Below are 12,712 nucleotides of genomic sequence, written 5' to 3' on the forward strand. Positions count from 1 at the left end.
CAACGACTCGACCTGCGCCTCGGTGTGCCCGCCAAGCAGCAGCCGGCGCCGCAGTCCGGCCACATCGGTGGTCTGGCGCTGACCAGGGGTGTGATCCATGACCGAAAGCAGTTTGAGCCTTGGGTGGTCCGCATGCGGCTCAAGGAGGTCGAGCAGTTCCGGGTTCGTCACTTCGCAACGCAGGTGGAGCAGGTGGTCGGCCCGCAGCACGCCGTCGGCGGATGCCGTGTCCATCGCGGCGATCATGGGGCCTAGCGAGGTCTTTCGGTCCAGACCGTCCTTCATCCCGTGCAGGCTCAAGCTATCGAAAACGGTGGTGATTCCAGCCGCAGCGCACTGGCCGTCATGCGCCAGGGAGGCGCCATATGCGTCCCAGAGGGCGCCCGGCCTAGGCTGATAGTGGCGCTCCAGATTGTCGGTGTGGATGTCGACCAGGCCGGGGATCAGCCAGTCCGCGCCCCAGTCCTCGGCGCTCAAGGAGGGTCCCGCCGCCGGTTCGACGGCCAGGATCTCGCCGTCTCGGATCGTGACCTCGGCCCGAAGACGCCCCTCGGGGGTCACCACGTTTTCGCTGAAGATCCGGATTTCCATGGCTCACGCCGCCGTCTTGAATTCGCTGACCGAGAACAACCGCGTGGCGACGGCGTCACGAACATCTTGATCGTGGAAGATGCCGATCATCGCGGCGCCGGCCCCGAGCGCCTCACGGATCAGTCCGACCACGACTCCCCGGTTCTCGGCGTCGAGGGAGGCGGTCGGCTCATCTAGAAGCAGCACCGGATAGTTGCGAACGAAGCTGCGGGCGATGTTCACGCGCTGCTGTTCGCCGCCCGAGAAGGTCGCCGGCGGCAGGTCCCAGTGCGCCCGCGGGAGGCGCAGCGCGGTGAGAAGCGTCTCCGCCCGTTCTCGGGCCTCGTCGGTATCGACACCGTTTTCGAGTAAGGGCTCCATGACGAGTTGGAGCGTCGGAATCCGGGGGATGACGCGCAGGAACTGGCTGACATAGCCCAGCGTGCGCCGTCGGATGTCGATGACCTGGTGCGCCGCCGCCTGCGTTATATCCACATAAGCGCCGTCATGGAGCACGCGGACGGCGCCGGCGCTGGGCAGGTAGTTGCCGTAGATGGCGCGCATAAGGGTGGACTTGCCCACCCCGGACTCCCCGGCGAGCACGACGCATTCGCCCGGCGCGACCTCCAGCCGCAGATCGGAGAATACGGGGATCGCTGCCGATTCGGCGTTGTGCAGCACGAACGTCTTGGAGAGGTCCTCGACGACGATCAGAGGCGGTTGGCTCATGGGCGACCTAGATCTGGAGCACGGAGGAGACGAGAAGTTGTGAGTAGGGGTGCTGGGGATCGTCCAGCACCTGGTCGGTGAGGCCGCTCTCGACCACCCTGCCGTCCTTCATCACCATGAGACGATCGGCCATAAGGCGGGCGACCGCCATGTCATGGGTGACGATGATCACGGCGAGGTCGAGGTCGCGCACCAGTTCGCGCAGCAGGTCCAGCAATCGGGCCTGAACCGAGACGTCGAGCCCCCCCGTGGGCTCGTCCATGAACACCAGTCTGGGTCCATGGATCAGATTGCGGGCCACCTGGATCCGCTGCTGCATGCCGCCGGAGAAGCGACGCGGCTTGTCGTCGATCCGGCGGGTGTCGAGCTCGACCCGCTCCAGCCATTCGATGGTGGCCTGGCGCATCCGACCATAGTGACGCCCGCCCAGGTTCATCAGGGGCTCGGCCACGTTGGCTCCGCCAGAGGCCCGCATCCGAAGGCCGTCGCGCGGGTTCTGATGCACGAAACCCCATTCTTCGCGCTGGATACGTCGCCGATCGGGTTCGGCGAGGCCGTAGATGTCGGTCAGGCCAAAGCGGACGGTGTCGAACTCCACCTGTCCGGATGTCGGCGGCAGTCGGCCGGAAATGCAGTTGAGCAGTGTCGTCTTGCCCGATCCGCTTTCGCCGACCACCCCCAGCACTTCGCCTGGACGCAGCTCGAATGACACGTCGCGACAGCCGAGAATGTGGCCGTACCACCGGGTAAGGTTGGTGACGCGCAGGACCGGAGCGGCCTGGATGGTCCGGGGCAAAGCGTTCATTGCGCGGGCTCCGGTTCGGCCAGTTGGTGTCCCGCCATCGGGCCGACATGGCCCGCGGCGCGCCGCTCGGCGCAATGATGGCTGTCGGAGCAGACGAACATCCGCTCGCCGGCGTCATCCAGAACCACCTCGTCGAGATAGGAATCCTCGGCGCCGCAGAGGGCGCAGTTCTCTTCCCAGGTCTGGGTTTCGAAGGGGTAGTCCTCGAAGTCCAGGCTGCGGACCCGGGTGTGCGGCGGCACGGCGTAGATGCGCTTTTCCCGCCCGGCGCCGAACAGCAGGATCGCTTCGTTCTCGTTGAGCTTCGGGTTGTCGAACTTCGGGATCGGAGAGGGATTCATCAGGTAGCGCTCGTCGACCAAGGTGGGGTAGCCGACGGTGGAGGCGATACGGCCATAGGTGGCGACGCTCTCGTAGAGCGACACATACTGCAGACCGTACTCTTCGTAGGCGTGCATCGCCCGGGTCTCGGTCTCGCGCGGCTCAAGTCCTCGTAGCGGCTCGGGTTGCGGCACCTGAAACACCAGCACCTGGCCAGCTTTGAGCGGCTTTTCAGGAATTCGATGGCGCGTCTGGATAATGGTCGCTTCGCCGGTGTCTTCAGTAACGGCGACATCGGCCACTTGGGCGAAGAAGCGACGGATCGAAACTGCGTTGGTCGTATCGTCGGCGCCTTGGTCGATGCACTTGTAAACGTCGTCCGGGCCGATGATCGCCGCGGTCAACTGGATTCCGCCGGTACCCCAGCCGTACGGCACCGGCATTTCGCGCGAACCGAAGGGGACCTGATACCCCGGGATCGCCAGGGCCTTCAGGATGGCGCGGCGGATCATCCGCTTGGTCTGCTCGTCGAGATAGGCGTAGTTGTAGTAGCGCTCCGGCGCGTTGGGGACGGCGCTCATTCGGCGGCTTCCTTCAGGGCGGCCTCGCGGTCGAACCACTCCTGCCGCAGTCGGCGGATGAGCTGAAGATCGGCCTGGAAGTCGACATAGTGCGGCAGCTTGAGGTGCTGGACGAAGCCCGACGCCTCCACGTTGTCGGAGTGGTAGAGCACGAACTCCTGGTCCTGCACCGGCGCGACGGCTTCGCCGTCCTCGGCGTCGCGCAGCGCGCGGTCGACGATCGCCATAGACATGGCCTTGCGCTCATTGTGGCCGAAAGTGAGCCCGTATCCTGCGGCGAACTGCGGAGCCGTCTCCATGCCGCCCGCCCCGGTTGAGATCATGTGGCACTCGGTCAGAGTCAGCTCGGCGATCTCGATCGGAAAGCCCAGCTCGTCGGGGACGAATTCGACCGCGGTCTCGCCGACGCGGATCTCGGCGCACAGAGGGTGCGTGTTGCCCCATCCCCGCTGCGAGGAATAGGCGAGGCTGAGCAGGAAGCCTTCGTCGCCGCGGGCCAGCGCCTGCAGCCGTTGGTCGCGGCCGGCCGGAAAGGCCATCGGCTCGCGGGTCAGGTCGAAGGGCTCGGCGTCGCCGCCGCTCGGGAGGTCCGTCTGGAGGAGGCCTTCACGGTTGAAGATGCTGGCCACGGTGGCCATCGGATGGGGCGGCGGTTCAACGGCCTCGACCGCCTCGGCGGGCAGACCCCCGTCGGCTGCCAGGGTGAAGTCCAGCAGGCGGTGGGTGTAGTCGAACGTCGGTCCGAGCACCTGTCCGCCCGGAATGTCCTTGAAGGCCGCGGAAATGCGCCGCCGAACGGCCATTTCCCCGGTCTCCACGGGCTGGGAATAGCCCAGGCGAGGCAGGGTTGTGCGATAGGCCCGCATCAGGAAGATGGCTTCGGGCAGGTCGCCCCGCGCCTGCTTGATCGCGAGAGCGGCCAGGTCGCGATCGTAGCAGGACCCCTCGCTCATCACGCGATCCACCGCCAACGAGAGCTGCTCGCGAACCTGGTCAACGCCCAGCTCGGGAACCGAAGGGTCGCCGCGACGGTCCTCCGCGAGCCAGCGATGGGCGTTGCTGATGGCGGCTTCCCCGCCTTTGACGGCCACATAGGCCATGCTCAGTCTCCCTTAACGGTGATGCGCGTGGTGCGCGGCACGGCGGCGATGAGGTCGCCAGCTGCGAAGATCAGATCCACGCCGAACTGGAAGCGATCATGGTTAGCTTGCATCTGTTCCCAGAAGCCGGTGGTGACCCCGGCCGGGGCGAGGGCCCCGCGTCCCTTTATGCCGGGCCCTTCAAGTACGGTCCGAGGGCCGCCGACCAGCGCTGCGACCTGGACGATCAGGGTGGTGGAGCGATCGGGATACTTGGCGTCCCCAAGATTGAAGCTGGAGAGGGGCGGGCAGTTTGCGACGTCCACCACGATCGCGAAGGCCGCCTTCTCCGGTTCCTCGGTCAGTGGACAGGCGCAATGAAAACGCAGCCAGCTGGTGGCGAGACCCGTGCGCAGCGCGGGGTCGAGCCAGACCGGAGTCTCGAAGTCGAACAACGTCAGCGCGAGCGCTGCGGCCGCGCGTCCCAAGCCATGCGGAGGTTCCGGGGCGAACGAAAGATCGTGAATCGTGCCCGGTCGAGCGACCGCGTCCATCGCGCGGCGGAAGACGGCCTGCGAATCGCGCGTCGGATCGGAGAATCCGGGCGCAACCTCGTTCAGATCAAGCGCGGGGGCGAGATGTGCGTTCATGCCTGCGGCCCTCGGGTGCGAACCATCGTGAAGAAGTCGACCTTCGTCGCGGCGGCCTTGCGCCCAGCGACCTGTCGCCGTTGGAGTTGCGCGGCAGCCAAGGGTTCGACGACGGACTCGGCTGCGGGACGCAGCGTCGGCGACTGCATCATGGCGTCAAGGATGGCGGCGATCTCGGCGTGGCGACGGTCACGACCGGCGACATAGCCAATGCCCGTGGGGCCATCGTCGAGCCGAACGGCCGCCCGCGTCACGGTCATTTCACCGAGGTTGAATGCGTCGCCCGCTCCGCCCATCCGTCCGCGGACCATCACCATGCCGATCTCGGGCGGCCGCAGAAGCCGGTAGGAGGGACGGAGGTCCTGTTGATCCCAGGCGGCTGATACTTCTGCCGGGCGGGCCTTCGCGAGCACCGAGAGCCAGCGTCGCCGCTCGTCGGCGGCATCGACAACCGTTGGAGCGGGCATCCCTGTCCTCCCAGAAAAGTATTCTACAATTGCGATTTCAAGTACACTGATAGTCCAATTTCAGTTACTCGCTACCCTTTGCGTCGTGAAATTTCTGCGACAACAGTAAAACTTGTCTAGTTGGGTGTCTCAGAATTGATAAGCATCGCTGCTATGGCTCGCAGCCATGACCCTCTGGCGAGAGATTTCGCATTCCCTCGAGCGCAGGATCCTCAGCCGAGAGCTGACGCCTGGCGACAAGCTACCGACAGAGTTCGAGCTGTCGCGAGAGTTCATGGTCAACCGTCACACGGTGCGCCGCGCCCTGTCAGATCTTCAGGAGAAGGGCATTGTGGAGTCGACCCAGGGCCGTGGCAGCTATGTCCGGCGGCCCTCGACTCCCATGCGGCTGAATCGCAGGCCGCGCTTCACCGAAGCCGTACGCGAGCGGGGGCGTACACCGAAGACTGAGACCCTCAAACTGGCGGTGCGACCGGCCGACGCTAAGGTAGCGGCGCGGCTCGGCCTGCGAGCGGGCGAGCCTGTGATCTATCTGGAGCGCCGTCGGTTTATTGATGGCGAACCCACCGGACTATCGCAGCACCACCTGAGCCACGCCCGGTTTCCGACCTTCGTCGAGACCTACCGGGCCCGCGGCACCATCACCCAGTCGCTCATTGACCTCGGCGTCCCCGACTACACCCGCAGCGTGACCTGGATCGCTGCGCGGTTGCCGACCGGCCACGAGGCCAGCCTGCTGCGCATTCCCCGCCATGTGCCGCTGCTCGTGCAGCGCTACGTCAATATCGACGGGCTCGGCCGACCTCTGGAGTACGGCGTCAGCCGCGCGGCCAACGAGGTCGAGATCGACTTTCCGGGTCCCGCCTAATCCACCAGGAGTCTCTTTTGGACATCGCCTTTCGCAACGCCCGCGTGATTACGGCCGATGAGGCCTTCCTGGGGTCAGTCCGGGTGCGGGACGGCCGCATCGCGGCGGTCGATCGCGGTCCGTCGGAGGTCGGCGAAGATCTGGGCGGCGACGTCCTGATGCCCGGCGTCATCGACCTGCACACCGACAATCTGGAGCGACACTTCTTTCCGCGGCCGAAGATCGATTGGGATCCGGTGTCGGCGGCCGTGACCCATGACGGCTGCTGCCTTTCGGTGGGGGTCACCACCATCTTCGACAGTCTGTCGATCGGATCGTTCAACGCCGCCGCCTCCCGGGATCATGAGAACCTGGCCCGCCTCGCGACCGGTCTTTCGACCGCCCATCAGGCCGGGATGCTCAAGGCCGACCACCACATCCACTGGCGCTGTGAGACGCCCGCCGACGATCTCCCCATGGAATTGGAGATGTTCGCACGGCACCCCATGACCGCCCTTTTCTCGGTCATGGATCACACTCCGGGCCAACGCCAGTATCGCGACGCCGAGAAGCACTTCGCCATGTGGCGGGAAGGCGGGATGGACGACGCCGCGATCAGAGCGCGCATGGACGGTATCCGCGAGCGGCAGGCGCGCAACGCCGACAACCATCGTCGGCTGGTCGCCGAAGTCGCCCGCTCAAGGGGTGCGCCGCTCGCCAGTCACGACGATGAGGACATTGAGCACGTGGACGCCGCCGCCGATCTCGGCGCGACGGTCTGCGAATTTCCGGTGACGCTTGAGGCCGCACGGCGAGCGCGCGAGCGCGGCATGGTCGTGGTGATGGGGGGCCCGAACCTCATGCGGGGCGGATCTTACTCCGGCAACGTGCGCGCCGCTGATTTGGCAGGGGAGGGTCTGTTGGATGTCTTCGCCTCGGACTATGTGCCGCGCAGCCTTATCGAATGCGCCTTCGCGCTCACCCGGCCGGAGTTCGGATGGAGCCTCCCGGCGGCGGCCGGCGTTGTGACGTCAGGTCCCGCACGTGCGGCGCGGCTCGACGACCGAGGCCTGATCGAACCAGGCCGCCGTGCAGATCTCGTCCGTGTCCGCGTGATCGAGGGGTTGCCGGTTGTGCGCGGCGTGTGGGTCGGGGGTCAGCGAGCCGCCTGAGGTCGCCGATGCGGATCGTCTCTCTCAATACCTGGAAGAATGAAGGTGACTACCCGCGACGACTTCGGCTGATGGGCGACGGGCTTGCTGCGCTCCAGCCGGACGTTGTCTGTCTTCAGGAATGCTTCGTCGGCGCGGGCTGGGACACAGCCGGCGTACTGGCCAACCGACTGGGACTTGTCCTCCACGCGGCGCCCGCGCGGCGGAAGCCGCGGTTTCATCAGGGCGAACTTGTGAGAAGCTCTTCTGGTCTCGCGATCCTCACGCGCCAACTCGGAGCGTCGGAGGCGATCGACCTGCCGGAAGACCCGAACGACGGCCAACGCATCGCCCAGAGGCTGGCTCTCGCGCTCGACGGGCCACCCCTGAGCTTCCTGAACCTGCACATGACTCACCTGCGAGGCCCGACCGCGGCCGCGCTTCGAGCGAGGCAATTGGACCTTGCACTGGACTGGGCGGAGGAGAATTTGGCCGGCGGCCTCGTTGTCGCCGGGGATCTCAACGCAGGTGCGGAAGATGTTGAGCTGGCACGGCTCGGCCTGACCTGCGGGCCGTCCACGCTGCAGCCCGCGAGGCTGGGCGACCCGGTCCACGCCGGCCCCGCGATCGATCACTGCCATCTGTGGCGGGCCGGCGGCTGGCGGGCCCAATCCATCGTCCAGGCCATGGGTGACGCGGACGAAGACGGTTTTCGGCCCAGCGATCACAAGGCCGTCGTGTTGGACCTGCACCCCGCCTGATGCGGCGGCGAGACCGCACTGTCCGCGGTTCGAAACGGCGCTCCGAAGCGTGCTGCACTGCAATACGGACAACCTTCAGCGGCGTCACTAAACTATTATCCCGTTGATGCGGTTCGGTGTCTCGCGCCTCCTAAGGGTGCCCCCAGTTTTCAGGGGGTCCCGCTCATGTCATCCACCCGCCGCCGTGTCGACCTGAACAGCGTCGCCGCCACCACCATCGCCGTGTCGCTCGCCTGTGCGCCCTCAGCCTGGGCGCAGGCCCAGACCTCCGCCGACAACGAGGTGGAGGAACTGGTGGTCACCGCCACGCCGATCCGCGACTCCATCGTCAAGTCGCTTGAGGTCCAGCGGGCGGCCGACAATATCGTTTCCGTCGTCGCGGCCGACACCATCGGCCGGTTTCCGGATCAGACGGCGGCTGCGGCGCTGTCCCGACTGCCGGCGACGGGAGTGCAACGCGACCAGGGCCAGGAACGCTACATCCAGGTTCGTGGCGCGCCGGCGCGCTGGACCAACGTGGCGTTCGACGGGGTCAACGTCCTGGGAGCTGAAGACCGGATCTTCCGATTCGACAGCGTCCCGGCCTCGGTGATCGGCCAGCTTGAGCTCAACAAGACCCTGACCCCCGACATGCCGGGCGAGGCCTTGGCGGGACGGGTCAACATCCTCACCTTCTCACCGCTTTCCCAGCAGGGTTTTCACGTCAACCTTGACGTCGGCCGCGGATATGTCGACCTCGGTGACGACGTTGAGAGCTATGGCGGCCGGATGTCGTGGTCGAATGACACGATCGGTGTTGTGCTCGGCGCCTCGCAGTTCAGCTTCATTCAGGATACCGACAACTACGAGCCCCGGTTCGACGCCATTGGCATGCGGGAGGTCCGCTTCGCGAAGTACAGCATCAAGAGAAAGACCAGCGCCTACAACGCCAAGGTCGAGTGGCGGATGGACGATCAGAACAGCATCCGATTCTCTGCGCTCCGCAGTGAGTTCATCGATATTGAAGAGCGCAACCAATACACTTTCAATTTTGCTGGCGCAGCCTCCGGAACGCGCACCGCGACATCGGGAAACTTGGTGTCTGTGCCCGTCGCAGGCCTTTTTGAGGATGGGGACTACGCCACCAAGAACACCTTGTTCATCCTCCACGGCGATCACGAGTTCTCCGGCTGGAAACTCAACTGGGACGTGGGTCGGTCCGAGGCGTCGTTCCGCCAGAATCTCCCGCTGACCGCGACGTCTGCGTCCACGACGGGCAACACGACCGGCGCCCTGCTGCGCCCCTCGCTGACGTTCACGGCGGGCGAGGCCGGCACGCCGGTGATCTCGTTGTTTGAGACGGTTCGAAACACGGCCGGGGTGCTTGAGCGCGGGGCCGCCCGCACGAGCCTCAATCAATCGGCTTTCAACACGGAAGTCCTGGCGGTCTTCCGCCAGTTCAATGAGCAGGAAGACAACTTCGCCAAGGCCGACCTCACACGGACCTGGGAGAGCTTCGGCGCGGAGGCCACGTTCAAGACCGGCTTCCAGTATAACGCCCGGAAGTTCGATGACCCCGGCAACTGGGCGGTCCTGCGGCCTAATGGTACGGCCGGAACGCTGGTGCTGGGCACGACAGCGGCTCAGCTGGGCGTGCCGTGGACGCCCTACGCGTTCCTGACCGACCGTTCAGCGATCGGGGAAGTCAATGTCGGGTTCCAGGCGAACTTCATCAATAACGTTGCTCTCAACAAGCAGCTGGAAGCCGTTATCGCCGCAGCGACAGCGGCCAACACGGCCGGCGGAACCTTCCCCGTGCCGCGGCCCAACCCTGCGCTGGCCAACACGGTCGATGAAAAGATCCTGTCGGTCTACGCTCAGAACACCTGGGCCTGGGAGCGTCACAAGCTGCTGGCGGGTCTACGGATCGAGCGGTCAAAGGTGGACGCCGCAGGTAGCGCTCAGGTCGGCGCTGCGCTTCTGCCCCTCAAACTGGAGTCTGACGACACCCAGATCCTGCCGAGCCTGCATTACACCTACGACCTCAATGACGAGGTCAAACTGCGAGCCGCCTTCATAACCGGCGCCGCCCGCCCGAGCTTCACCGATCAGCGCGCCACGGTCTCGATCAACGATGCGCCGGGCGTCCAGAGCATCATTGGCGGCAATCCGAACCTGAAGCCCGAGACGGCCTATGGCGTGGATCTCAGCGCCGAGTGGTACTTTGACGCCGCCGGTCTGCTTTCGGCCAGCTACTTCCGCCGGGAAGTGAAGGACGTTCTGTTCGACGCGACGGAAACGGTCGGCGACGCGCGCTTTGACAGCGGCGGCGTCAGCCGCGCGGCCTACACCTACTCCACCACGCTCAATGGCGGCGACGGGTTCCTCCAGGGGGTCGAGTTCTCCTACTACCATCCCTGGGAGTTCTTGCCGGGCCCGTTGTCCGGCTTGGGCATCCAGGCCAGCGTCGCCTTCCTTGATGGCGAGTTCGACATCGGCACCGGTCGCAAGGCGCCGTTCCCCGGCACATCGGATCGCATCACCCAGGCGGCCTTGTTTTATGAAAAGTATGGCTTCTCGCTTCGCCTGGCCTGGCAGCATCGGACCAGCTGGATCGACGAAGTCTCTCCGGGCGCGACCTCAGCCGGCGACCTGGTCTGGGACGCCCAGCAGCGGGTGGAGTTCTCCGGGCGCTATCAGGTCAACGACTATGTGACGCTGTACGCCGACATCAACAACCTGACGAACGAACGCGGCCTGCGTTTCCAGGGCACGCGGGACCGGCCCTACGAACTCGAGTATTTCGGCCGCCGGTTTCTCTTCGGCGTCCGCGCGCGCTTCTGAAGCCGCCGCGAGCGACCGTCCCCGTTCAGACGGCTCGGTCTGAGCGGGGATAACCCTGGGTCGCCAGTTCCCAAGCGTTGACTAATTGGCTCGTGAGTCCGCCGGTCGGCGTCGCCGCAGCGCCGCTTGGATCAGGTCGCCGAGGCGTTCGGCGATCCAGCTCAGGGGGTTCTCGCCGGGCCGCTTCCGGCCGAGCAGGAAAGCGACCACACAGGCGAACGCGAAGATGACAATCGGCCCGCCCTGGGCTTCCAAGGCTGAGAGCCGACCAGTGGCCACCAGCCCTTGATTGAACACCAGGGAGGTCTGGAGCGCGAAGATCAGGATACCGGCGACCGCGATGCCCGGCGAGGCTCCGGCGCGCTTGGCGGTCAGGGCGAAGGGCAGCGCCAACAGGGGCATGAGTGGAAGGGCGACCGCGCGAGCGAGGCGGGAGTAAAGCTCGGCCAGCAGCACCTGACGCGGCAGGCTCGGTTCCGGTGCGCCGAACCCCTGGTCCGCAAGTTCTAACAGGGTCAGCTCGTTTTCCTGGCCGCCCCGCGAACGCAGCAGACGGGCCGGCGCCACCAACGGCAAACGAACGGTGAGGCTCTCGAACGTGAGCAACTGGGGTCGGCCGGAGGCCGATATCCGGTACTGCTGTCCGTTCACCAGCTCCAACCTCACCGCGGTTCCTCCGTCCTCCCTCTGCAGACGGGCGTACTGAGCCGTGAAGACGTCCTCGCCGCCGCCTGCTCCGACGCGCCGGATGAAGACCCTGGTGAGAACCCGGCCGCTCTGGTCCGAGCCGTCGGCCGTAAGGGATAGGGACGGCGTCGGTGTGAGCACCGCGAAGGGTCTGACCTCACCATTCCACCCGGCGTCGCGCGCTGCGTGCATCACGGCACGATAGCCGTAACGGGCATACGGCTGGGCGAAGCCGTAGAGCGCCAAACTGAAAAGCATGAAGACCAGGCCGAGAACGACCAGGGGCGCCATGATGCGGCTCAACGAAACCCCACCGGCCAGCAGGGCGTCGATCTCGGAGCCATTGTTGAGCCGGTTGATCGCCACGAAAAGGCCGATGAAGAAGCCGGCCGGAAGCACGAGGCCTGCATAGTGCGGGGTCAGATTGATGGCGAGTTGGAGGAGGAAATCGAAACCCCGCTCGGTCTGGGCGAGGATATCCAAGGACCGCAGTAGCCGTTCGAGCAGAAACACGATCATTGTCGCCGCGAGAGTTCCACCCATCGGGGCAAGCGCGCAACGCAGGATGTAGCGGTCGATTTGGCGGGGGATCACCATCCTCCAGCCAGGGCGTCCAGCGTTGGCTCGGCCGAAAGGCGGGCGCTTGGCCCGGCTGCTGCTTCTACGCCCCTGCCATGCCTGAGCTCGCAGGCTTCACGATAGACCTCGGCGATGGACTGAAGGATTTCCGGCCAGCGGTAGGCAGCGCTCCGGGCCAGGGCCTCGTGTTGCAGAACGCTGAGCAGCCCCGGGTCGTCGTGGAGTTCGTTCAACGCGCGGCAGAAGGCGTCGGGATCGGCGGCTTCACAAAGCCGCGCGCTGGTGGAGGAGAGGATCGACCGCGTGTTGGGTGCGTCCGCGCAGACCAGAGCCAGCCCGGCTGACATGGCTTCCAGATTGACGTTGCCGAAGGTCTCAGTCGCGCTGGGATTGAACAGGATGTCACCGCTGGCGAGCGCCCTGGCCAGGTCGTGGCCCGTCAGGAGGCCAGTGAACACCGCGCCGGGGAGGCGTTCGGCGAACCATGATCGGGCCGGCCCATCGCCCACAACCAGCACCTGCACCGGCCCTTGCCGCAGTTCGAGTCTCCGGATCGTCTCGGCGAAGACACCCAGGCCCTTCTCCAGCACGACGCGGCCCATGAACACGATCACCGGCCGATCCGCAGCAAAGCCTTGCGCCCGGCGCCACGCCTCGCACCT

12 protein-coding genes and 1 pseudogene are annotated in these 12,712 nt (G+C 65.8%); 4 read left to right on the forward strand and 9 right to left on the reverse strand.

Translation table 11 applies throughout. The features are described 5' to 3' along the window. The 7 genes and pseudogenes from ACIQ3R_RS08855 to phnG all read right to left on the reverse strand — a co-directional run. Positions 1 to 591 (reverse strand): annotated as a pseudogene (locus ACIQ3R_RS08855) (hypothetical protein); the annotation flags it as partial. Positions 592 to 594: 3 nt separating this feature from the next. After that, complete coding sequence (gene phnL / locus ACIQ3R_RS08860; RefSeq protein ID WP_397417474.1) at positions 595 to 1,299, reverse strand: phosphonate C-P lyase system protein PhnL; 705 nt, start codon at positions 1,297 to 1,299, stop codon at positions 595 to 597. 7 nt (positions 1,300 to 1,306) lie between these two features. After that, entirely contained in the window at positions 1,307 to 2,104 is a 798-nt protein-coding gene (phnK, locus tag ACIQ3R_RS08865; RefSeq protein ID WP_397417476.1) for a phosphonate C-P lyase system protein PhnK, read from the reverse strand. Further along, entirely contained in the window at positions 2,101 to 3,006 is a 906-nt protein-coding gene (locus tag ACIQ3R_RS08870) for an alpha-D-ribose 1-methylphosphonate 5-phosphate C-P-lyase PhnJ (RefSeq protein ID WP_397417478.1), read from the reverse strand. The genes phnK and ACIQ3R_RS08870 overlap by 4 nt, the downstream gene beginning before the upstream one ends. Then, on the reverse strand, positions 3,003 to 4,106 hold the full coding sequence (locus ACIQ3R_RS08875) for a carbon-phosphorus lyase complex subunit PhnI (protein ID WP_397417480.1): 1,104 nt from the start codon (positions 4,104 to 4,106) through the stop codon (positions 3,003 to 3,005). Before ACIQ3R_RS08875 ends, ACIQ3R_RS08870 begins: the two co-directional genes overlap by 4 nt. Positions 4,107 to 4,108: 2 nt before the next feature. Further along, entirely contained in the window at positions 4,109 to 4,735 is a 627-nt protein-coding gene (phnH, locus tag ACIQ3R_RS08880) for a phosphonate C-P lyase system protein PhnH (RefSeq protein WP_397417483.1), read from the reverse strand. Continuing rightward, positions 4,732 to 5,202: a phosphonate C-P lyase system protein PhnG gene (gene phnG / locus ACIQ3R_RS08885; RefSeq protein ID WP_397417485.1), complete on the reverse strand. Its 471-nt coding sequence runs from the start codon at positions 5,200 to 5,202 to the stop codon at positions 4,732 to 4,734. The genes phnH and phnG overlap by 4 nt, the downstream gene beginning before the upstream one ends. Positions 5,203 to 5,368: 166 nt before the next feature. Between phnG and phnF the strand changes: the two genes are divergently transcribed. From phnF to ACIQ3R_RS08905, 4 genes are all read left to right on the forward strand, one after another. Next, on the forward strand, positions 5,369 to 6,070 hold the full coding sequence (phnF, locus tag ACIQ3R_RS08890; protein WP_397417487.1) for a phosphonate metabolism transcriptional regulator PhnF: 702 nt from the start codon (positions 5,369 to 5,371) through the stop codon (positions 6,068 to 6,070). A 17-nt stretch (positions 6,071 to 6,087) separates the two neighbouring features. Continuing rightward, on the forward strand, positions 6,088 to 7,221 hold the full coding sequence (locus ACIQ3R_RS08895) for an alpha-D-ribose 1-methylphosphonate 5-triphosphate diphosphatase (protein WP_397417490.1): 1,134 nt from the start codon (positions 6,088 to 6,090) through the stop codon (positions 7,219 to 7,221). A gap of 8 nt (positions 7,222 to 7,229) precedes the next feature. Continuing rightward, positions 7,230 to 7,961 (forward strand): endonuclease/exonuclease/phosphatase family protein, encoded by a 732-nt coding sequence (locus tag ACIQ3R_RS08900; RefSeq protein WP_397417492.1) that lies wholly within the window; start codon positions 7,230 to 7,232, stop codon positions 7,959 to 7,961. Between the two features lie 165 nt (positions 7,962 to 8,126). After that, positions 8,127 to 10,784 carry a TonB-dependent receptor gene (locus ACIQ3R_RS08905; protein WP_397417494.1) on the forward strand — a complete coding sequence of 886 codons (2,658 nt, stop codon included), beginning with the start codon at positions 8,127 to 8,129 and terminating at the stop codon, positions 10,782 to 10,784. 81 nt (positions 10,785 to 10,865) lie between these two features. Here ACIQ3R_RS08905 and ACIQ3R_RS08910 read toward each other — a convergent pair whose 3' ends face one another. Beyond that, positions 10,866 to 12,068, reverse strand: coding sequence for an LptF/LptG family permease (locus ACIQ3R_RS08910; protein ID WP_397417496.1), 1,203 nt, complete (start codon positions 12,066 to 12,068; stop codon positions 10,866 to 10,868). Beyond that, positions 12,062 to 12,712 (reverse strand): glycosyltransferase (locus ACIQ3R_RS08915; protein ID WP_397417498.1); only part of this gene is annotated, 651 nt, incomplete at its 5' end. The genes ACIQ3R_RS08910 and ACIQ3R_RS08915, both read right to left, overlap by 7 nt.

It is taken from the genome of Phenylobacterium sp. (assembly GCF_044371015.1).
Taxonomy (GTDB): domain Bacteria; phylum Pseudomonadota; class Alphaproteobacteria; order Caulobacterales; family Caulobacteraceae; genus Phenylobacterium.

What these genes read in the sequence shown, in the direction of transcription:
- ACIQ3R_RS08870 (WP_397417478.1), bottom strand. Translation starts at nt 3,006, where the DNA reads ATGAGCGCCGTCCCCAACGCGCCGGAGCGCTACTACAACTACGCCTAT.
- phnL (WP_397417474.1), bottom strand. Translation starts at nt 1,299, where the DNA reads ATGAGCCAACCGCCTCTGATCGTCGTCGAGGACCTCTCCAAGACGTTC.
- phnH (WP_397417483.1), bottom strand. Translation starts at nt 4,735, where the DNA reads ATGAACGCACATCTCGCCCCCGCGCTTGATCTGAACGAGGTTGCGCCC.
- ACIQ3R_RS08900 (WP_397417492.1), top strand. Translation starts at nt 7,230, where the DNA reads ATGCGGATCGTCTCTCTCAATACCTGGAAGAATGAAGGTGACTACCCG.
- ACIQ3R_RS08875 (WP_397417480.1), bottom strand. Translation starts at nt 4,106, where the DNA reads ATGGCCTATGTGGCCGTCAAAGGCGGGGAAGCCGCCATCAGCAACGCC.
- phnG (WP_397417485.1), bottom strand. Translation starts at nt 5,202, where the DNA reads ATGCCCGCTCCAACGGTTGTCGATGCCGCCGACGAGCGGCGACGCTGG.
- ACIQ3R_RS08910 (WP_397417496.1), bottom strand. Translation starts at nt 12,068, where the DNA reads ATGGTGATCCCCCGCCAAATCGACCGCTACATCCTGCGTTGCGCGCTT.
- phnF (WP_397417487.1), top strand. Translation starts at nt 5,369, where the DNA reads ATGACCCTCTGGCGAGAGATTTCGCATTCCCTCGAGCGCAGGATCCTC.
- phnK (WP_397417476.1), bottom strand. Translation starts at nt 2,104, where the DNA reads ATGAACGCTTTGCCCCGGACCATCCAGGCCGCTCCGGTCCTGCGCGTC.
- ACIQ3R_RS08905 (WP_397417494.1), top strand. Translation starts at nt 8,127, where the DNA reads ATGTCATCCACCCGCCGCCGTGTCGACCTGAACAGCGTCGCCGCCACC.